The 19,938-nt window shown below is 65.8% G+C and carries 16 protein-coding genes; 13 read left to right on the top strand and 3 right to left on the bottom strand.

Going from position 1 to position 19,938, the window contains the following annotated elements; translation table 11 throughout:
• Positions 1–2 precede the first annotated feature (2 nt).
• Positions 3–989: an AraC family transcriptional regulator gene (locus ACMDW7_RS16870; protein ID WP_377304540.1), complete on the bottom strand. Its 987-nt coding sequence runs from the start codon at positions 987–989 to the stop codon at positions 3–5.
• Between the two features lie 96 nt (positions 990–1,085).
• Here ACMDW7_RS16870 and ACMDW7_RS16865 point away from each other — a divergent pair, with 96 nt between their 5' ends.
• The gene (locus ACMDW7_RS16865) at positions 1,086–1,922 is read left to right on the top strand and encodes an SDR family oxidoreductase (protein WP_377304538.1); all 837 of its coding nucleotides are present in this window, start codon (positions 1,086–1,088) and stop codon (positions 1,920–1,922) included.
• Positions 1,923–1,931: 9 nt separating this feature from the next.
• Here the strand turns inward: ACMDW7_RS16865 and ACMDW7_RS16860 are convergent, their stop codons facing one another.
• Together ACMDW7_RS16860 and ACMDW7_RS16855 are read right to left on the bottom strand one after the other, a co-directional pair.
• Positions 1,932–2,417: a hypothetical protein gene (locus ACMDW7_RS16860; protein WP_377304536.1), complete on the bottom strand. Its 486-nt coding sequence runs from the start codon at positions 2,415–2,417 to the stop codon at positions 1,932–1,934.
• A 106-nt stretch (positions 2,418–2,523) separates the two neighbouring features.
• Positions 2,524–3,552, bottom strand: a complete 1,029-nt coding sequence (locus tag ACMDW7_RS16855) for a quinone-dependent dihydroorotate dehydrogenase (protein WP_377304534.1) — start codon at positions 3,550–3,552, stop codon at positions 2,524–2,526.
• A 324-nt stretch (positions 3,553–3,876) separates the two neighbouring features.
• Here ACMDW7_RS16855 and ACMDW7_RS16850 point away from each other — a divergent pair, with 324 nt between their 5' ends.
• The 12 genes from ACMDW7_RS16850 to ACMDW7_RS16795 all read left to right on the top strand — a co-directional run bounded on the left by ACMDW7_RS16850 (position 3,877) and on the right by ACMDW7_RS16795 (position 19,928).
• Positions 3,877–4,917, top strand: coding sequence for a S1C family serine protease (locus ACMDW7_RS16850; protein ID WP_377304532.1), 1,041 nt, complete (start codon positions 3,877–3,879; stop codon positions 4,915–4,917).
• Between the two features lie 176 nt (positions 4,918–5,093).
• The gene (hemE, locus tag ACMDW7_RS16845; protein WP_377304531.1) at positions 5,094–6,224 is read left to right on the top strand and encodes a uroporphyrinogen decarboxylase; all 1,131 of its coding nucleotides are present in this window, start codon (positions 5,094–5,096) and stop codon (positions 6,222–6,224) included.
• A 2-nt stretch (positions 6,225–6,226) separates the two neighbouring features.
• Positions 6,227–6,970 carry an NAD(P)H-binding protein gene (locus tag ACMDW7_RS16840; protein WP_377304529.1) on the top strand — a complete coding sequence of 248 codons (744 nt, stop codon included), beginning with the start codon at positions 6,227–6,229 and terminating at the stop codon, positions 6,968–6,970.
• 300 nt (positions 6,971–7,270) lie between these two features.
• Positions 7,271–9,394, top strand: coding sequence for a primosomal protein N' (gene priA, locus ACMDW7_RS16835; RefSeq protein WP_377304527.1), 2,124 nt, complete (start codon positions 7,271–7,273; stop codon positions 9,392–9,394).
• 205 nt (positions 9,395–9,599) lie between these two features.
• Entirely contained in the window at positions 9,600–11,369 is a 1,770-nt protein-coding gene (locus ACMDW7_RS16830; RefSeq protein WP_377304525.1) for a bifunctional diguanylate cyclase/phosphodiesterase, read from the top strand.
• Between the two features lie 121 nt (positions 11,370–11,490).
• Positions 11,491–13,512, top strand: coding sequence for a UvrD-helicase domain-containing protein (locus ACMDW7_RS16825; protein ID WP_377304523.1), 2,022 nt, complete (start codon positions 11,491–11,493; stop codon positions 13,510–13,512).
• A gap of 141 nt (positions 13,513–13,653) precedes the next feature.
• The gene (locus tag ACMDW7_RS16820; protein ID WP_377304521.1) at positions 13,654–14,073 is read left to right on the top strand and encodes a DUF3617 domain-containing protein; all 420 of its coding nucleotides are present in this window, start codon (positions 13,654–13,656) and stop codon (positions 14,071–14,073) included.
• Positions 14,070–14,651, top strand: coding sequence for a GspH/FimT family pseudopilin (locus tag ACMDW7_RS16815; RefSeq protein WP_377304519.1), 582 nt, complete (start codon positions 14,070–14,072; stop codon positions 14,649–14,651). Before ACMDW7_RS16820 ends, ACMDW7_RS16815 begins: the two co-directional genes overlap by 4 nt.
• 3 nt (positions 14,652–14,654) lie before the next feature.
• A complete protein-coding gene (gene pilV, locus ACMDW7_RS16810; RefSeq protein ID WP_377304517.1) occupies positions 14,655–15,188 on the top strand; it encodes a type IV pilus modification protein PilV in 534 nt (177 codons plus the stop codon).
• Positions 15,185–15,964 carry a PilW family protein gene (locus ACMDW7_RS16805; RefSeq protein ID WP_377304515.1) on the top strand — a complete coding sequence of 260 codons (780 nt, stop codon included), beginning with the start codon at positions 15,185–15,187 and terminating at the stop codon, positions 15,962–15,964. The genes pilV and ACMDW7_RS16805 overlap by 4 nt, the downstream gene beginning before the upstream one ends.
• Positions 15,961–16,575, top strand: a complete 615-nt coding sequence (locus ACMDW7_RS16800; protein WP_377304513.1) for a PilX N-terminal domain-containing pilus assembly protein — start codon at positions 15,961–15,963, stop codon at positions 16,573–16,575. Before ACMDW7_RS16805 ends, ACMDW7_RS16800 begins: the two co-directional genes overlap by 4 nt.
• A gap of 11 nt (positions 16,576–16,586) precedes the next feature.
• Positions 16,587–19,928: a pilus assembly protein gene (locus ACMDW7_RS16795; protein WP_377304511.1), complete on the top strand. Its 3,342-nt coding sequence runs from the start codon at positions 16,587–16,589 to the stop codon at positions 19,926–19,928.
• Positions 19,929–19,938: the final 10 nt, after the last annotated feature.

Below are 19,938 nucleotides of genomic sequence, written 5' to 3'. Positions count from 1 at the left end.
CGCTAGCCGGTCGGTGGCAGGCGCCAGTGCAAGAGGCGATCTGCAGCATCTCGGCGGCGGAACTCGCGCGGTGAGCTGCCGACCACCCGCTTGAACACCTTAGAAAAGCTGAACGCATCCTGGTAGCCGCATTCGAGTGCGATCCGCTCCAGATTGCGATCGGACTGCGTGAGCAGCTGCATGGCCCGCGTCATGCGCAGCGCCCGCAGGTAGTTCAGGGGTGTGTCGCCCATGATGGCGCGAAAGCGGGTGGCCAGCGCGGTGCGCGAGACACCCACCGCGGCTGCGAGTTGCGCCAGGGTCCAGGGTGCCGCCGGATTTCGATGCAGCAGCTGCAGGACCTGCTGGACGGCTGGGTCCGCAGTGGCGGCGCGCCATCCCGGGGCGTCCGCGTCGGGCCAGGCAAGTTCGCGCAGCACGTAGCCGAACAGGGCATCCATGAGCCCGTGGACGATCGTCTGGCTTGCCAGCCGGGGCTGGCGGGTCTCCTCGATCAGCTGCGTCATGGTGTGCTGCACGCCGGATAGCGTCGCCACGCGCGCCGCGGGCAGCACGATCCAGCCCGGCATCTCGCGCAGGAAGGGGTGCACCGGCGGATGCCAGAGCTGATAGGCCGCGCTGAGCAGGGCAGCGCCGCCGCCTTGGGTGCCGACCGCGAGCCCGGCGCGGCCCTCAGGCACCTTGGGCTCGGGCGCATCGGGCTCGGGCGGGCGCAGGTCGGTCACCGTCAGTGCACCCGGGTCCGAATGCGTGCTCAGCAGATGCGAACAGCCGCGCGCCATCAGCGCAATGTCGCCCGCCTGCAGTGCCAGCGGCACCGCACCCGCGGCGCTGCCTGCATGAATGAACACGCCATCGCGCAGCGCGACATGCAGCCCGAGACTGCGCTCGCACGGAAAGCGCAGCGCAACCCCCGCTGCGAGCGGGTGCAGGTCGAGCATGCGGCGGCGCAGGCCCGCCTGCGCAAATACGTCGGTCAACAGGTCCATGTGAACGATCAGACATGAAAAGTGGATTTTCTGCCATTCATCGTACGGGAATCGGCGCGCAGACTGCAGGGCCAGTCCACAGAAAGGTGTTCACACATGGCCTACACACTCATCATCGGCGGCACCGGCACGGTCGGCCGCGCCCTCGTTCAGACCCTGCAGCAGCGCGGCGAGCGCGTACTTGCCGGCGCCCGCCAGCCACGCGGCGCAGACACGATGGCCCTGGATCTGGCGACCGGTGCAGGCCTGGAGGCCGCCTTCGCAGGCGCCAGCCGGGCGTTCCTGATGAGCCCGCCTGGCCACCCCGATCAGGATGCCCTGCTGGGGCCGGCGGTCGACGCCGCCCGCCGCCATGGCCTGGGCAAGCTCGTGCTCATGACGGCTATGGGCGCCGACGCGGACCCGAGCGGCCCGTTCCGGCGTCTGGAGCAGCGCGTGGAGCGTGCCGGCCTGGCCTACAGCATCATCCGCCCCAACTGGTTCATGCAGAACTTCACGAGCTACTGGCTGCCCGGCATCCTTGAGCGCAGCGCCATCGCGCTGCCCACCGGGCAGGGGCGTGGCAGCTTCATCGATGCGCGCGACATTGCCGAGGTGGCTGCCGTGCTGCTCACGTCTAGCACCCATGACGGCCAGGCCTTCGATCTGACGGGGGCCGAGGCCTTCGATCACGCGGACGTGGCCCGTCTGCTTTCAGCCGCCGCCGGCCGCGCAATCCGCTACGAAGACATCCCGCCCGATGCCATGCGTGCCGGCCTGCTGGCCGCCGGCATGCCTGCGGCCTATACCGAGATGCTCGTCACGATCCTGGGCTTCTTCAAGGCCGGCGCCGCCGAGCGAATCACCGACGCGGTGCAAACCATCACCGGCCGACCCCCTCGCTCACTACAGGCCTTTGTGCAGGAGCATGCCGCCGTGTGGCGCCCGGCCTGAGCACGCGGCTCAGACGGCAAACGCGATCCAGCGCCCCAGGCCTATCACCGCCAGCCAGAGCAGCAGCGAGGCCGCACCGCTGGCCGCCAGCGCAGCGCGGGGCGTGTCCAGCACCGGCACCGTGGATCGCCGCCTTGCCCAGTGAAACCACAGCGCGTGCGCTGTGGCCGTGGCAATCAGCGCGAACTTCGCCCACACCACCGGGCTGGCCAGGTAGTCGGCGGGCTTCACGCTGATCAAGAGCACCCCCGTGCACACCGCAAACAATAGCCCGCAGGCCGCAAAGCGCTGCAGGCTGCGCACCGCCGCCTCGCCCAGGCTCGCCATGCCACCCAGAAAACGCAGCGCCACAGGCGCAATACCGCCAAACAGCAAGGCAATGCCGGTGATGTGCAGCGCGGAGACCGCGGCATAGAGGGCAGCCGAGTGCGCCAGACCGAGCGCCTGGCCTAGCTGCTGCCAGGCGTTGATGAGAGCGGGCGGCAGCTCGGGCATCGTGCGGGCCGGGTGCGGGTAGGGTGCGGGCTTGGAGGGGCGTATTCGGGTGGCGCTTGGGCTGAAGCAAGGCCGGGTGATCAGCCGCGACTGGTTCGGGTCTGAATCAGCGACACGCCACCACCGCCTCATGTACCAGCGCCGGGCCGCGGTAGATGAGGCCGGTGTAGAACTGCACGAGGCTGGCGCCGGCGTCCAGCTTGGCGCGGGCGTCTGCGCCGCTCATCACGCCGCCCACGCCGATGATGGGCAGCTTGTCACCGAGCGCGGCCTTGAGCTTGCGGATCACGGCGTTGCTGGCCTCGAAGACCGGCGCGCCACTCAGGCCGCCGGTTTCGGTGCCGTGCGGCAGGTGCTTGACGGCATCGCGCGCCACGGTGGTGTTGGTGGCGGTAATGGCGTCCATGCCGCAGTGCAGGGCGAGTTCGGCAATGCTGCCGATCTGCTCGTCGGTCAGATCCGGCGCGATCTTCACACTCAGCGGTACGCGGCGGCTCTTGGCCAGCTTGTCGCGTGCGTTAGCCATGCCCTCCAGAATCCGGCGCAGTTCATCCACCTCCTGCAGGGCCCGCAGGCCGGCGGTGTTGGGGGAGCTGACGTTGATGGTGGCAAAGTCCACCAGATCGTGCAGGCGCTCGTAGCAGATGCGGTAGTCGTCGAGCGCGTTCTCGTTGGGCGTGTCCTTGTTCTTTCCCAGGTTCACGCCGATCACGCCGCTGTACTTGGGCGCGCGGCGGTAGCGCGCCAGATTGGCCGCCAGCCGCTCCACACCGTGGTTGTTGAAGCCCAGACGGTTGATGACTGCATTCGCGTCCGGCAGGCGGAACACGCGCGGCTTCTCATTGCCCGGTTGCGGGCGTGGCGTCACGCCGCCCAGCTCCAGAAAGCCGAATCCCAGGGCGCCAAAGCCCTCGATGCACTCGCCGTTCTTGTCGGCGCCGGCCGCCAGGCCCACCGCATTGGGGAAGTTCAGGCCCATCACCGTCACGGGCGAACCCGTCGGTGCGCCAAAGAGCATCTTGGCTGCGCCGCTGGCGGCCATGGCGTTCAGGCTGGTCAGGGTGAGGGCGTGCGCGTCTTCGGGCTCGAGCGTGAAGAGCACTTTGCGCGAGAAGGTGGTGAGCAGATCGATCATGGGGCCGCATTGTAGGAAGCGGTCCGCTCGCGCGCCGAAGCTGCGTGCGCCTAGGAGCCAGCCGCGCATGTGTCCCCGACCAGCCCCTGTCCCGGCCATGTCCAGTCCCGCGCGCGCCTTGGCCAGCCTGCGACCAAACGCCCGAGCGATTGCGGGTTGCCCCGTAGGCGCAAGGCTCGCCAAGCGGGCGGGCGGCGCAGTACAACAAAGCTCACGTTGTTGAATCGCGCGCCGGCACTGCATCGGCTGCGCAGCCCGCAGGAGCCCGCCATGCCTTCCCCTCGGCCTTCGTCCCCGCAAGGGTCTGTGCACGCAGCGCGCCGCATGATGGCGCAGTCTCTGACGCGCTGGCTGGCAGCAGCCTGCCTGTTCACGGCCGCGGTGCTGGTCTCGTCGCCTGCGCTGGCCCAGCGCGGACCGAGCATTCCTGGTGCGCCGCCTGTCATGTCCACCCTGGACCCGGCCCTGGCCGCGCGCCTGAAGGACAGCGTGGTCTTTCTGCGCGTGGAGGTGAACGACAACGCGGTGAGCAGCGAGACCCTGGGCACCGAGCGCGGCGGCACGGGTGTGCTGATCGGCCCGAACACCGTGCTCACCGTCGGCTATCTGCTGCTGGAGGCCGAGCGCGTGCAGGTCATGGGGCCGGACGGCAAGGTCAGCCCCGCCACGCGCGTGGGCTACGACCAGGCCACCGGCCTGGGTGTGGTACGCACCCTGCTGCCCATCAAGGGCACGCCGCTCGAACTGGGTGACAGCGACAAGATCGAGGCCAACGCCCGCCTGCTGACCATCGGCGCCGGCGAGCCGGAGGCCTTCGAGCTCGGCGTGATCAGCCGCGAGGCCTTCATCGCCCCCTGGGAATATGCGCTGGATCGCGCGATCTACACCTTCCCGCCGGTGAACAACTGGAGCGGCGCGGCCCTGGTCAATGGCGAAGGCAAGCTCGTGGGTATCGGCTCCATGCTGCTAGAGCGCACGCGCGGCAGCAACATCCCCGGCAACATGTATGTGCCCACGGATCTCGTGAAGCCCCTGCTCAAGGATCTGGTCGAACGCGGCCGCGCCAGTGGCCCCGCGCGCGGCTGGCTGGGCATGAGCGTGCAGGAAACCGCGGGCAACCTGATCGTCTCGCGCGTCACGCGAGGCAGCCCGGCCGACGGCGCCGGCATCCGCCAGGGCGACATCCTGCTCGGCGTGGCTGGCCAGAAGGTGGACGACCTGCAGGACTACTACCGCAAGCTTTGGGCAGCCGGCCCAGCGGGCACGGAGGTCACCCTGCGCATGCTGGTTGCCCGCGAGATGCGCGAAATCAAGCTCCGGAGCATTGATCGGGCCGATTTCAACCGCGCACGCGATCTGCAGTAGAAATCATTTTCGGCCATAAATTCATTGAGTGATTAATCGTTGAAGAACGTGATGAGGAAAGCGGAAAGCCAGATTTTGTTGATCAATAAAAGATAAATTCCGGCTATTTATTGACCGCCGTGATCGTGGTGCAAAGCTGACGCACCGCGCCGTCTGCTGCCGCTTACACTCCGCGGATGTTCGCGCCCCTTCAAAACGACACCTTCCTGCGCGCCCTGCTGCGCCAGCCCACTGATTACACGCCGGTCTGGCTGATGCGCCAGGCGGGCCGCTACCTGCCGGAGTACCGCGCCACGCGTGAGGTGGCCGGCAGCTTCATGGGCCTGGCGACCAACCCGGAACTCGCCTGCGAAGTCACGTTGCAGCCGCTGCGCCGCTACGCGCTGGATGCCGCCATCCTGTTCAGTGACATCCTCACCGTGCCGGATGCGATGGGCCTCGGCCTCTCGTTTGCGCAGGGCGAAGGCCCGCGCTTCGCCACGCCGATCCGCGACGAAGCCGCCGTGGCCAAGCTCGCCGTGCCCGACATGGAGAAGCTCAAGTACGTGTTTGATGCGGTGACGCTGATCCGCAAGGAACTGGCTGGCCGCGTGCCGCTGATCGGCTTTTCGGGCAGCCCCTTCACGCTGGCCTGCTACATGGTCGAAGGTGCAGGCAGCGACGACTACCGCCTGATCAAGACCATGATGTATCAGCGCCCGGACCTGCTGCACCGCATCCTGGAAGTGAATGCCCAGGCCGTGGCCACGTATCTCAAGGCGCAGATCGACGCCGGCGCCCAGGCCGTGATGATCTTCGACAGCTGGGGCGGCGTGCTGGCCGACGGTCTGTTCCAGAAGTTCAGCCTGGCCTACAGCAAGCGCGTCATCGAGCAGCTGCCCCTGCACAAGGACGGCGTGCGTATCCCGTCCATCCTGTTCACCAAGGGCGGCGGCATGTGGCTCGAGGAGATTGCCGGTGCCGGCAGCGATGCGATCGGTCTGGACTGGACGGCCAACCTGGGCAACGCCCGCGCCCGCGTGGGTGACCGCGTGGCCTTGCAGGGCAACCTCGACCCCATGGCCCTGATGGCCGCGCCCGAGCAGCTGCGCGGCGAGGTGGCCAAGGTGCTGGAAAGCTTCGGGCCGCCGGCCGCTGCCGGGCAACCCGGCGTGGGCCATGTGTTCAACCTCGGCCACGGCATCAGCCAGTTCACGCCGCCGGAGAACGTGTCTGTGCTGGTGGACGCGGTGCATGACTATTCCCGCCGCATACGCGGCGGCGTGCCGGTGCAGCACGAGCGCCTGGCCCAGGACGCTGCTGCCTGAGCATGGCCGTGCGCATGGGGGCGTCTGGCCCCGCTGCAGCCGCCGGTGAGATCGTCTGGGTCGCAGGCGCCACGGGGCTGACCGGCCGCGCGCTGGTCGGCCAGCTGCTCAATGACCCGCAGGTGCGGCAGGTGGTGGCGCTGGTGCGCCGCGCCGGCAGCCTGCTCGTGCAGGGCGCCGCGCGGCCGGACAGCAAGCTGATCGAATGCGTGGTGGACTACGCGGCGCTGGACGCCGACGCTGCGCTGAGCGCCGCGCCTGCACCGGCCGTGCTCTATATCTGTCTGGGCACGACGATTCGCACCGCGGGCTCGCAGGCGGCGTTTCGCAAGGTGGACTTTGATGCCGTGCTGGCCGTGGCGCGCGCGGCACAGGCGCGCGGGGCGCAGCATGTGGGCGTGGTCAGCGCACTGGGTGCAGACACCGCCAGCCGCGTGTTCTACAGCCGCGTCAAGGGTGAGATGGAAGCGGCGCTCAAGGCCCTCAACCTGCCCAGCCTGCACATCGTGCGTCCGTCTTTTCTGCTGGGCGACCGTCAGGAACGCCGCATTGGCGAGGCGATCGGGATCGCCGCCGTGCAGTTGTTGCGCCCGGTGCTCATCGGCCCCTGGGCCCAGTACCGCGGCGTGGATGTCCAGACGGTCGCGGCGGCGCTGCGAGCGGGCGCTCACCTGCGCAGCGCAGGTGGGCTACGGGTGTCGCAATCCGAGCAACTTGCTTCGCTCGTGCTTGAACAAGGGACTTGACGTCGATGGGCGCCACCGTTCCATTTTTTGCAGGTCTCCATTTGACTTATGCACAGAATGCTGCTCTCCCAAGAACCATGCTCAGTTTCGGCTGAAATGGCTCTGGAGCGCTCGGTTCCTCGTGTAAGTCATTGATTTATCGAGCTTTTCAGATTGCTCATTTTCTTGGCAGCGGACAAAATCGCTTGTGCGGCAAGCACTTAACGCGTTTGTCACAGAATTCTCCACAAAGTTATCCACAGATTCTGTGGACTGTGAACAAAGCCCTTTGCGCGCAGCTGTTTAGGCCTCGAACTTAAAGTGAAGTCTCAATCTCGCGTGCTTCAGGTGGTGGTGGACGTGCCAGGCTTGCAGGTCGGACAAGTGTTCGACTTTCGCTGGCCCTGGCCTGATCCGCCACCGGCCGGCACAGCGGTCATCGTGCCTTGGGCGTCGCAGCGCCGCGTGGGCTTTGTGTGGGGCGCGAGCGATGTGAGCGAGGTGCCGCCGGAGCGACTGCGCGACGTGATTGCGCGCGTCGACAGCTGGCCCGCCTTGCCGGAGCCGCTGCTCGCACTGGCCCGTTTTGCAAGTACCTACTACCACGCCAGCCCCGGCGAGATCCTGCTGCCCAGCCTGCCCGAGCCGCTGCGCCGCGTCGCCAGCTTCGAGATCGAGAGTCCGGAAAGCGGCGGGCCGCAGGCGCGCTGGGCCGGGCGGCCCCGCCGTGCAAAACCCATGGTGCGCTCGGAGGCTGCGAGCTGGCCGGCGCTCAATGCGGACCAGCAGCGCGCGGTGGACTGGCTGGCCGCCCGCGTGGGGCAGGGCTTTGCCGCTGCCCTGCTGTTCGGCGTGACCGGCAGCGGCAAGACCGAGGTCTATCTGCACGCGGTTCGACAAACGCTGGACGCCGGCCGGGACGTGCTTCTGCTCGTGCCGGAGATCGCCCTGACCGAGGGTTTGGCTCGCCGCGTGCGCGAGCGCTTTCCCGATACGGACGTGGCCGTGATGACCTCCGGCCTGGCGGATGGCGCACGCGCCCAGGCCTGGTTGGCCGCTGCGCATGGGCAGGCGCGCATCGTGGTCGGCACGCGCTCGGCGGTCTTCGCGCCGCTGCGCGCGCCCGGTCTCATCATTGTGGATGAGGAGCATGACGCCAGCTACAAGCAACAGGACGGCGTGCGTCTGCAGGCGCGCGATCTCGCAGTGATGCGCGCCCACCTGGCCGGCTGCCCGGTGCTGCTGGGCAGCGCTACACCCTCGCTGGAGAGCTGGAACAACGCGCAGAGCGGCCGCTATGCCCTGCTGCGCCTGCCCAATCGCGCGGTGGCGGGCGCCCGCCTGCCCAAGCTGCGGGTGATCGATCTGCGCGCCCACCGGCGGGCGCGTGGCTCGGCTGCAGAGGCCGGCCCAGTCTCGCCGCCGCTGCTGGATGCGCTGCGCGCCTGTCTCGCCGCCGGGCAGCAGAGCCTGCTGTTTGCCAACCGCCGCGGCTGGGCTCCGGCCCTGGCCTGCGACGCCTGCGGCTGGGTGGCGGACTGCGACCAGTGCAGCGCCCACTTTGCCTTGCACCGCGCGCGCCTGTTCCGCCCCCAGGCCGGCAAGGCGAGCGCCGGGCGCAGCAACGCTCTGGGTTACACCCTGATCTGCCACCACTGCAGCGCCCATCGCCCGGCGCCTGCCGCCTGCCCGGCCTGCGGCAATCCGGATCTGCTGCCCAAGGGCCAGGGCACGCAGAAGATCGAGGCGGAACTCGCCGCCGTGCTTCCGGATGCGCGCATTGCCCGCATGGACCGGGACAGCACGCGCCGCCGCGGCAGTGGCGCCGCGCTGCTGGCCGACATGGATGCCGGTGCCATCGACGTGTTGGTGGGTACGCAGATGGTCGCCAAGGGGCACGACTTCCCGCGCCTGACGTTGGTGGGTGTGACCGGCACCGACAGCCTGCTGGTGGCGCCGGACTTTCGCGCCGAAGAGCGTCTGTTTGCGCTGCTCATGCAGGTGGCGGGCCGTGCCGGGCGCGCCACGGACCCCGGCGAGGTGCTGGTGGAAACGCGCCTGCCGCAGCACCCGCTGTTTGCCGAACTGCTGGCGCAGGACTACGAGGCCGCAGCCGCGCGCCTGCTGGCCGAGCGCGAAGCCCTGAATCTGCCGCCCTATGCCACCTTGGCCGTGCTCCGGGTGGCGGCGACGTCGGACGCGCAGGCTCAGGGCTTTCTGGATCAGGCCCGTGAAGCGGCACCGGCGGTGACCGGCGTGCGTATCTACCACCCGGTGCCGGCGGGTGTGCCGCGCGTGGCCAATCAGGCACGGTGGCAGATGCTGGTCGAGGCGGGCACGCGCTCGCAGCTTCAGTCGCTGCTCGGACCGTGGTTGCCGCTTGTCGCGGCGCAGGCTGGCGCTCGACTTCGTTGGCACATCGACGTGGATCCGATCGAGGTCTGAGTGACGGGTCAGGTTGTTCGTTAACTGCTGAAATTGCGAGGGTGGCGTGCCCTCGTGAGTTAACAATCCATCTACACAGGCTTGGGGAAGTTTGGGCGTTGCCAGTCCGAACAACGCGTTTGTGCGAGGGATCTGGCTTGCCGCGGCGCAAGCTGCACGGGCACACTGCACGCTCGCCTTAGTGCCTCTGCAAGTTCCAGCCCAAGTGCCGCTGACCGATCCCTTCTCCGCGTTGTGCAACGCGCTCGACATCGTCGCCATGCCGATTGCGGTATGGGGGCGGGATTGCGAGCTGCTGCATTGCAACGCCGAATTCGAGCGGCTGACCGGCGCCACCCGCGACGAGCTGCTGGGCCGCACAATCGAGCAGCTGTATGGCGCGGGTGCCTGGGAAACCTCCGAGCGCGCCTTCGTCTGCGCCTTCCGCGGCGAAACCGTGGAGTTTGACCGGCTGGTCTCGGCCTACAACCCCAATCCGGCGGCCGCCGATCTGCCGGACCTGCGCAAGGCGCGCTGGCAGCGCATCAAGCTCGCACCCGCTTCGCGCGACGAGCGCGGCCACGTCACGGCGGTGCTGTCCACGGCGGTGGACATTGACGACCACGTGCGCGGTCGCGACTCGGCCGAGCGCAACGCCGGGCGCATCCAGCGCATCCTGTCAGCCATCGCCCTGCCCATCGGTGGCTGGGACCGCTCGAACCGTCTGGTCTGGTGCAACGACGCCTACCTGACCTGGTCGGGCCAGTCACGCGAGGCGCTGATCGGCCGCAAGCTGTCGGAGATCTATGGGCAGGGCGCATGGCAAAGCGCCCGTCAGGCCTTCTGGATGGCCTACACCGGACAGGCGGCCGAATACACGCGCTTGGTGACGCACCAAAACTCTGCGCACTGGGTGCGCGTCACTGTCTTCCCGGATACCAACCCCGATGGCCTCGTCGAGCGGGTCTACACCATTGCCATCGACATCGACGACGAGGTGCGCGCGATCGAGGAGCTGCGTGACAGCCGCCGCAAGCTCGACGGCTTCACCGCCAACATTCCCTACCCACTGACCTACTTCGACAGCAGCTACGTCTACCAGTTTGTGAACCGGGCGTTTGTCGAACGCAATCAGCTCGATCCGTCCATGGTGATCGGCCGCAAGGTGCCCGAGGTGCGCGGCGAGCGCATCTGGAAGGAGCATCTGCCCTATGTGCAAGCGGCCTTGCAGGGGCGCAGCTCGCACTACGAGCGCAAGGTACGCCTGCCCGACGGGACCGAGCGCTGGATCCGTTCGAGCTACCACCCGGACATCGACGAGCAGGGTGTGGTGCGCGGCGTCTACGACACCAACATCGACATCGACGAACTCAAGCGCGCCCAGGAAGTACTGGCGCGCACGGCCGAGCGCGATCCGCTGACCGACGCCTACAACCGCCGCTACCTGATGCAGCATCTGGACGCAGCCATGGAGTTTGCAGAGGACCTGCCGTTTGCGCTGGTCTTCGTGGACCTCGACGGCTTCAAGGGCATCAACGACACGGCCGGCCACAGCGCGGGTGATGCGGTGCTGCGCACGCTCGCTGTGCGTTTCGATGCCGCGCTGAAGGAAAAGCCGAGCACGGCCGCCGGGATTTGCGCGCGCTTTGGTGGCGACGAGTTTGTGCTCGTGGTGCCCATGCCTTCCGATGACGACCTGGCCGATCTAGCCACCCGCATCGTGGATCTGGCCGGTGCGCCCGTGATGGTCGGCAAGCACCTGCTCAGCGTCTCGGCCAGCGTGGGTGTCGCGCTTGCGCCCAAGCATGCGCGCACAGCGCAATCCCTGCTCGCACGGGCCGACGAGGCGATGTATCAGGTCAAGGCCACAGGCAAGGGCCGCTGGCAGATGTGCTCAAGCGGCCCGAGCCTGCCGGCGAACCCGGCGAGCGCCGCGGTCTTGCCTGTGGGTGGCGCCGGCGGCAACAAGTCCATCCACTCGGCACGCAAGCACTGAAGCGCAGGCAGGGCTCGCAGACCTGCGTGATAACCTGCGCGCCCTCTCGGCCAGGTGATGCGTACCTCATTGCGTGCCCTGCCCGTCCTCGAGCCGGTTCCTGCTGTCCTCCCCCAGATCGATGTCATTCCCGCTGAATCCGGCGCAACGCGAAGCTGTGCGCTATCTGGATGGCCCCTGCCTGGTGCTGGCCGGCGCGGGTTCGGGCAAGACGCGCGTGATCACCGCCAAAATCGCGTATCTGATTGAGCAGGGCTACAAGCCCGAAAGCATTGCCGCCATCACGTTCACCAACAAGGCGGCTGGTGAGATGGCAGAGCGGGCTGCCGAGTTGGTCGGCAAGGATGCCGCCAAGCGCCTTCAGGTGAGCACCTTTCACTCGCTGGGCGTGCGCATGCTGCGCGAAGAAGCGCGTGCGGCCGGCATCAAGCCCAACTTCACGATCCTTGATGCCGCCGATGCCGCCGCCGTGCTCAGCGACATTCTCGCCACCACGGACAAGAAGCTCGTGCGTGCGGCCCAGGGCCAGGTCAGCCTGTGGAAGAACGCCGGCCTTTCGCCGGATCAGGCTGCATCGGCAGCCAAGAGCAATGACGAACTGGCCTTTGCCAAGGCCTATGCGCGCTACAACGAGACCGTGCGTGCCTATCAGGCTGTCGATTTTGACGATCTGATCTGGACGCCGCTCAAGCTGCTTGAAGAGCATGCCGAGGTGCGCGAGCGATGGCAGAACCGCCTGCGCTATCTGCTGGTGGACGAGGTGCAGGACACCAATAGCGTGCAGTACGGCCTTCTGCGCAACCTCACCGGGCCGCGCGCCATGTTCACGGCTGTGGGTGACGACGACCAGAGCATCTACGGCTGGCGTGGCGCCAATCTGGAGAATCTGGCCGATCTGCAGAAGACCTATCCGCGCCTGAAGGTCATCAAGCTGGAGCAGAACTATCGCTCGACCAACCGCATTCTGCAGGCGGCCAATGCGCTGATCTCGCACAACCCCAAGTTGTTCGAGAAGAAGCTCTGGAGCGAGCACGGCATGGGGGACCCTATTGCCGTGCTGCCTCAGGACGACGACGAGTCCGAAGCCGAAAACGTGGTCACACGGCTGTCTGCGCACCGCTTCGAGCGTCGCGCCAAGTGGAGCGACTACGCGATTCTCTACCGCTCCAACCTACAGGCCCGCGTGATTGAGCAGCAGCTGCGCAACCAGAAGATTCCGTACATCATCTCCGGCGGCCAGAGCTTCTTTGACCGGGCCGAGATCAAGGACCTCGTCGCCTACCTGCGTCTGATCGCCAACGAGGACGATGACCAGGCCTTCATGCGCGCCATCACCACGCCCAAGCGTGGCATCGGCCCCGTGAGCCTGCAAGCCCTAGCCACCTATGCGGGCGAACGGCGCAAGAGCCTGTTCGAGGCGCTGTTCGAAGCCGGCTTTGCCGGACGGGTGAAGGACAACCAGCTCCAGACGCTCTCGGAATTTGGTCAGTTCATCAACCGCCTGCAGGACCGCAGCGGCAAGGACAACAACAAGGCCGGCGAAAACGGCGGCGCCCTGCTGCGCGAGCTCGTGCAGGCCATCGGCTACGAGGCCTACCTGTACGACACCTTCGACGCCAAGCAGGCATTGTCCAAGTGGAACAACGTCACCGAATTCCTCGATTGGCTCAACCGCAAGGCCGATGAAGACGGCAAGACCCTGATCGAGCTCGCCCAGTACGTGGCGCTCATCACCATGCTGCAGGACAACGACGCCGAGCAGGACGCCGTCAAGCTGTCGACCCTGCATGCCGCCAAGGGTCTGGAGTATCCGCACGTCTTCCTGATCGGCGTCGAGGAAGGCCTGCTCCCGCACCTGGGCCGTACGGACGATGAACTCGACGCAGAAGCCATGGGCAGCCGCATCGAGGAAGAGCGCCGGCTGATGTACGTGGGTGTGACGCGCGCCCAGCGCAGTCTGATCATCACGCACTGCAAGCGGCGCAAGCGTGGCAAGGAGTTTGCCAACCGAGAGCCCTCGCGTTTCCTGGCCGAGCTGGGCGTGACGCGTGAGGAGAGCAGCGCCGCAGCAGTCCCGTCGGACACGCGGGCGCACATGGCGGGGTTGAAGGCGCTGCTGCGTCGGGCACCGACCTCTTCCTAGCGATCCGATCCTCGGTAGATCTTTTGGCAATTGCCCGCCGCTCGTCGGTATCCGATTGCCGCTGATCGGGGTGAGGCGGTGTGGCCGTGGGCTGGGCGTTCGCGGGGCTGCAACATGCAGGCTCTTGCAGGAAAGTTCCCCATGATTCGCAACCTTGCTTTCAAGCTGGTGGCTACAAGCCTCTTCGGAATTGCTGCCTCTGCCGGTGCCCAGACGATGCAGCCAGGCCTCTGGTATTTCTGGAAGTCAGCCCAAGAACAGCGTCCGGCCGGGCAGCCGGTGTCTGGCATGTGCCTTGATGGCAAGGACGTTCAGGCGCCCGCGGTCCTTGTAGCCCAGTTCCCTGGTGATGAGTCTTGCAGACTCTCGGCGCTGCGCTCGCGCGGCGATGGGGCCGTGGAGTTCGATGTGAACTGCGGCCCTCGGGGCGAGCGCACCGCCATTGCCGTTGCGCGCGTTGCCGGCGCGCAGTTTGTCACGCGCGTGACCCCTTCGGGTACCGAGGCCTCTGCGCCCACGCTCTTCATCCACGGCAGTAACGCCGGCGCATGCACCAAATGAAAAAAGTACGTGCTGGCCGACACGGTCAAGGCTTCTCGCTCATTGAGCTGATGGTCGTCATCACGATCATCGCCATCGGTCTTGGCCTTGCGTTGCCGGAACTTTCGGGATTCGCTCGCAGAAATCAGATCTCGAGCGGTACCAATGAATTGCTGACGGCCATCAATCTGGCGCGAGCGGAAGCGGTGAAGCGCGGCGCTGCCGTGACAATCTGCGCCAGCGCGGCTCCGAACTCAGCTGCGGCAACCTGCAGTGGGAGTAATCAGTGGGAGTCTGGCTACATCGTGTTTGTCGACACCAACGTGAACGGCACGCGTCAAGCCGCTGAAGAGCTGCTGCGCAGCAGCCCTGCGTCTCCGACCAACCTCGGGATCCAGCTCAACATGGCTGGTACTGCAGTGCGCTTCGCACCGAACGGCATGCTCAACGGAACAATCCGCGGCGCCCACTTCGTGGTGTCGAGCACCGCGTCGCCGACGACTCGCGAGCAACGGCACATCTGTATCAGTGCCGGTGGTCGTGCTTCGGCCATGTCCGACGATACATATCTGAATGATGCCCGTTTCTCCGGGTGCTGAGCCATGAGTCAATCGTTTTTGTTGCAGCGCCAAAGCGGCGCATCGATCCTTGAAGCGATGGTTGCGCTGGTCGTATTGAGTCTTGGGGCCATCGGAGTCGCTGGTGTCCAGCTCAGCACGGTCAAGTTCAATCAGGTGTCTCAGCAACGTTCAGTTGCGGTTCATCACCTCGTGGCCATGACTGACCGCATGCGCAGCAATATGCCCAGCGTGCGCGCCGGCGACTACATCTTCAATGTGCCCTACGCAAACATTCCATCAAGCATCCCCGCGTTTGCTGCATGCGGAGCGCCTTGCACCTCGCAACAAGTGGCTAACCGGCACTTGAACGAGTGGCTGACGCAGCTTGCCGGCGCCCTGCCAAGCGGTCGCGGAGCCATAGTGCGACCCGGAGGCGCTGGAACGCCCTTCCTGATCGCGGTCATGTGGGAGGAGAAGGACCTAACAGCAGCGCTGCGCGATGCACGGTGTGATGACTTCCCGATTGTGGCGGCACCGCCGACAGCGCAGTGCATCGTCGCGGAGTTCCAGCCATGAGGCATTCGCTCCGTTCCCAGCGTGGTTTGACACTGGTCGAGCTGATGATTGCTCTCGTGATCGGATTGCTGATCACCGTGGCGGCTGCTTCGCTTTACCTCGTGGCTCGCCAGGGCTTTCGCACCAATGATGATCAGAGTCGCAACTTCGAAACGGGTCGGCTCGCGGTCGAAGTGCTCTCGCGCAATATCCGGATGGCCGGTGCGCCAGCATTTGTGCCCGCGACGGCCAACGCGCAAGTTGTCGAGATCCCCGGCAGATTGCCTGTCACTGGTACGGATGGCGGGGCTGGCGGACCTGACACCATCACAGTTCGCTACTTCAGCGATCAGCCCTACAACGCCGGCACATTGGCCGGCGCAGACTGTCTGGGCCAGGCGGTCGGCGTGGCCGATGTGGTCAATACCTTTTCGATTGACGCGAACGGTCAGCTCATGTGTCAGGGCAACGGTGGCGGCGGCGGCAATGCTGCCCAGCCGCTTGCAGCTCAGGTAGTGGACATGCAAGCAACCTACGGCGTCGCTGCTGCTGTGGGACAGGGCAATGCAGCGGCCTTTGTGAATGCTGCCGGTGTCGCCGACTGGACGTTGGTGCGCACAGTCGACCTGTGTTTTGAGGTCGTCAGCTTCGAACCCAATATTGCCTCCGGCCCAACGCCCGGTACGAACTGCCGCGGTCAGGCGTTTCCTGCAGATGGGCGGGTCCACAGACTGTTCAGAACGACGGTCAATCTGCGCAATGGCAGCACCGGCAATCTTTTCCCGGATATCCCATGAATCGCTCTCTTTCACGCGGGCAGGCCGGTTTTGCACTGTTCTCCGCGCTGATCTTTCTTGTCGTCCTGACCGTTCTTGCCGTGGCTGTGCTGCGTTCGTCCACGATCACCGAGCGCATGGCCGGTAATGATCTCGACCGAGCTCGCGCGTATCAGCTGGCCGAGGCCACCATTCGCGATGCACAGCAAGACATTCTGGGTCTTCGCGCCAACGGCCAACCCTGCGGGGGTAACCCGGCCTGTCGGCCTTTCTCGGATCGACCGAACAAGGACGCTGGCCTGTCGGATCTCAGCTATCTCGGCACCTGCCTGAGAGGCGCCTGCGCGCTCGAGCCGGCGCAGTATGCAGCAGGGGGATTCGTCAATCCGTGGGAACTGCCGGACCCAGGTGTGGGCTCGCCCGCTCGCCCCTACGGCATCTACGGAGAGCGAACCGGAGCTGACTGGGTGGCGATTCAAAACGAGTCGGGCGCAGCAGCACAGCCCCGGTACTGGATCGAGATCTTCCAGAACTCCGCGTCCTCGGACACCTTTCTGTATCGGATCACGGTGCGCGCTACCGGCCGCAATCCGAACACCGTCGTCACGCTTCAAGAGCTGTACCAGCCGTAACAGGATCCGCCATGAAGACACAGGCCGTTCGTTTTTCTCTCAATGCCGTTGCCGCAGGCTTGGCGATGGTTTTTGCCGGCCCCGCCGGTGCGACGCTCGGGCTCATGCAGGTACCGCCGACCGCGCAGGTACCGCCCGCGCCCAACGTCATCGTCACGCTGGACGACTCGGGCTCAATGGCAGCAGTGGTGCCGTTCGATCCCACGTTGACCTATGAGATCCCTCCTGGCGCGAACGGCCTGCCCTTGCGTGCGCCCACCGTGCCGCCTGCCGCTTGGAATGACGGCTTTGTCAATGCGCCGGTTGCGGTGAACCTTTCGACGATCGGCGGCGCCATTCAAGTGGCTTACAACGCACTGCCGCCGGCGCAGCAACAAAACTATGTGAACTGGTACAGCTTTTACCGCACGCGAAACATGGCCATGAAGTCCTCGGTGCTTTCGGCGTTCAGCCCGAGCATCGTGCCGGATGGCCGCTTCCGACTGGCGTGGCAGGGCTTGCTTGTCACATGCTCCAACGGGTTTCCGGCAAACAACGCATGCCCGAGACCCAATACCATGTCGTCCTTCGAAGGCACGCACCGCGACAATTTCGTGAGCTGGGTGCGGTCCGTACCCGCATCCAACACCACGCCGCTTCGTGCGGCCTATCGCCGCGTAGGCGAGTACCTTCGGACGACCGGGGTCAACAGCCCCTGGGCAGCCACGCCTGGCACCTCGGTCAACCCGATTCTCAGTTGCCGCCGCAGCTATCACATCATGTTCACTGACGGACAGTGGAACGACGGTGACAATGCAGCCTTTGGCAATTCCGACAACACCGCCACAACGTTTCCGGACGGCACTGCGTACACGCAGAATCGCCCCTATCGTGGCCCGGCCGCAGGCGGCAACCTGACACTCTCCGATGTGGCGTTCACGTACTGGTCCACCGATCTGCAGACCGGTGCTGGGTGGGACAACAACCTGACCCAGGTGATCAAGCGCGCCGGTGATGAAACCTACAACGGCACCACAATCACGCAGTACTGGAACCCCAAGAACAACCCGGCAACATGGCAGCACTTGGTGATGTATGGCGTGGGCTTCGGTGAAGCCGCGGCACTCACACCGGCTGCTGTGGGCCAGCCGGCCAACGTGGTTCCGACGTTCAGTGGGACCACCACCGGCGGCGCATCCTTTGCCGAGCTGGTCTCGGGGCCGCGTGAGTGGCCATCCGTCGCCAACTTCGGCCTGCGGCAGTGGGATGTGTGGCACGCCGCAGTCAACACGCGCGGCGACATGTTCCCCGCAACGGATCAGCGGGCCTTGAACAGCGCATTCCAGCGCATCGTTGCCGAAATTTTGGCCCAGAACACGGCAACCGGCGGCGCAGCGTCGTCGCTTTCCAATGTCTCAAACGGGCTCACTGTGGTTCGGGCTGGGTTCGAGTCAGAGCCGAACTTTCGTGGGGTGATAAGAGGCTTCCCGATCTCTGGGGGGGCAATCAGCAATATCGCCTCGTGGAATGCGCAGACCGTGATGGGTACGGTCGCGCCCAATGATCGTGTGGTGCTGACGGCGTCCAACCCGAGCACCGGTGCGCCATTCCGTTGGGGCAATCTGAGCACGTTCCAGCAGAACGCCCTGAATCGCAGCCTCGGCGGCACCCAGGACGGCTTTGGCCAGATTCGGGTGGACTACCTGCGTGGCGCGACGAACAAAGAAAATACCCCTGAGAATTCCAAGATAGCGGATGCTGTGCTGCGCTGGCGCCAAGGCGGCCTGATCGGCACGATCGTGAACTCCGAGCCGCGGTTCGTTCAAGCACCTAGAAGCGGATACACCAGCAGCGACTACGTGGGCTTCCGAAATGCCAACATCAGCCGACAGCCCGTGGTCTACGTGGGCGCCAACGACGGCATGCTTCACGGCTTCAGTGCAACCAACGGTACGCCGCTGATCAGCTACGTACCGCGCGGCGTCTACACGCGCCTTTCCGAATACACGGATCCGGTCTACCAGCACAAGTATTTCGTTGACGGCCCGGTCATCTCTGCGGACGCAAAGATCGATGGCGACTGGCGAACGGTTCTTGTGGGCGGGCTGGGTGCGGGTGGTCGTGGCATCTATGCGCTGGACGTGACGAACCCGACGAATTTCGCCGAGACCAATGCTGCGTCGTTGGTGAAGTTCGACTACACCAAGCCCGGTGATGCGATTCCTACGACTCCAGTCGACCTGGCACAGCAGTTTGCCGACGAGGCGGTCAGTGCCGCGGCGATGGCCGAACTCAACTCTGACCTAGGCCACATCATTGGTGACCCCTCCAAGGATCCATTCCTCGGGCGCAACCTGCAGATCGCGCGCATGGCCAACGATCGCTGGGCGGTGATCATCGGCAACGGCGTGAACAGCGTGAATGAGCGCGCTGCGCTCTACGTGTTCTACCTCGACGCGGCCGGTGGCTTCCGGAAGATCCTCGCCGAGACGACGACCGGGGCAAACAACGGTCTCGCGACCCCCTTGCCCGTCGACTCCAATGGGGACGGCAAGGTCGACGTCGTGTATGCAGGTGACCTGCGCGGTCGCCTCTGGAAGTTCAATGTCAGTGCGACGAATGACGCGGCTTGGGGCGTGGCCGGTGGGGTACCGCTCTACAACGCGGGCCGCCCGATCACCTCGGCGCCGGCGGTGGCTCCCCACCCGCGTGGCGGCAACTTCATCACATTCGGTACGGGTCAGCTGCTGACCTTCCCCGACAAGACGTCCGTGGCTACGGAGTCGATCTACGGCATCTGGGATAGGCCGGGTGCCCCCGCAGCGACCGTGCCGCTGAGCGATCTCGTGACGCGCACCATTACTGCGGCCGCTGCAAATACTGTGTCAGGCGGCGGCTCAGCGCGCGTGCTGTCTGCGCCGGTGACCTCCGCGATCGACTACTCCACCAAGCGCGGTTGGCGTCTGGATCTCGGTGTGGCTGGCGAGCGGGTGATCTTCAACCCCATCGCTTCGGGTCGCTTCGCGTTCTTCTCGACCTATGTTCCAGTCGAGGGCCAGACCTGTGCCAACAGCACGCAGGCGGGCTCGTTCCTCGCGTTTGACCTGTTCAATGGCGCCCCGCCGGCGACACCGGTCCTCGATATCAACGGCGACAATGTGTTCACCACAGGCGACCAGGACGACACAGGCCTGGGCGCGATGGGGCGTGCGAGCCCGGTGGGCAAGCTGGTCGGTCTGGTCGATTTCGTCGGCAACTCGACGGGCGAACCACCGCCTCCCAACCCCTGTGCCGCAGTCGGCTCGCTGCAGACGATCGGTGTGAAGTGCTTCACCGGCCCTGGCCGCCGCGCCTGGCGTGATCTGACGCCCTGATGCCCTCTAT

The sequence above is a fragment of the Piscinibacterium candidicorallinum genome (assembly GCF_047549485.1).
GTDB lineage: Bacteria > Pseudomonadota > Gammaproteobacteria > Burkholderiales > Burkholderiaceae_C > Piscinibacterium > Piscinibacterium candidicorallinum.
The sequence above is the reverse complement of the archived record's forward strand: the minus strand, read 5'-3'. Positions and strand labels throughout refer to the sequence as shown.

Coding starts and splice junctions, on each gene's coding strand:
- ACMDW7_RS16860 (WP_377304536.1), bottom strand. CDS start 2,417: ATGCCCGAGCTGCCGCCCGCTCTCATCAACGCCTGGCAGCAGCTAGGC.
- ACMDW7_RS16840 (WP_377304529.1), top strand. CDS start 6,227: ATGGCCGTGCGCATGGGGGCGTCTGGCCCCGCTGCAGCCGCCGGTGAG.
- ACMDW7_RS16825 (WP_377304523.1), top strand. CDS start 11,491: ATGTCATTCCCGCTGAATCCGGCGCAACGCGAAGCTGTGCGCTATCTG.
- ACMDW7_RS16800 (WP_377304513.1), top strand. CDS start 15,961: ATGAATCGCTCTCTTTCACGCGGGCAGGCCGGTTTTGCACTGTTCTCC.
- ACMDW7_RS16855 (WP_377304534.1), bottom strand. CDS start 3,552: ATGATCGATCTGCTCACCACCTTCTCGCGCAAAGTGCTCTTCACGCTC.
- ACMDW7_RS16815 (WP_377304519.1), top strand. CDS start 14,070: ATGAAAAAAGTACGTGCTGGCCGACACGGTCAAGGCTTCTCGCTCATT.
- ACMDW7_RS16820 (WP_377304521.1), top strand. CDS start 13,654: ATGATTCGCAACCTTGCTTTCAAGCTGGTGGCTACAAGCCTCTTCGGA.
- ACMDW7_RS16795 (WP_377304511.1), top strand. CDS start 16,587: ATGAAGACACAGGCCGTTCGTTTTTCTCTCAATGCCGTTGCCGCAGGC.
- ACMDW7_RS16865 (WP_377304538.1), top strand. CDS start 1,086: ATGGCCTACACACTCATCATCGGCGGCACCGGCACGGTCGGCCGCGCC.
- ACMDW7_RS16850 (WP_377304532.1), top strand. CDS start 3,877: ATGATGGCGCAGTCTCTGACGCGCTGGCTGGCAGCAGCCTGCCTGTTC.
- ACMDW7_RS16870 (WP_377304540.1), bottom strand. CDS start 989: ATGGACCTGTTGACCGACGTATTTGCGCAGGCGGGCCTGCGCCGCCGC.
- pilV (WP_377304517.1), top strand. CDS start 14,655: ATGAGTCAATCGTTTTTGTTGCAGCGCCAAAGCGGCGCATCGATCCTT.
- hemE (WP_377304531.1), top strand. CDS start 5,094: ATGTTCGCGCCCCTTCAAAACGACACCTTCCTGCGCGCCCTGCTGCGC.
- ACMDW7_RS16805 (WP_377304515.1), top strand. CDS start 15,185: ATGAGGCATTCGCTCCGTTCCCAGCGTGGTTTGACACTGGTCGAGCTG.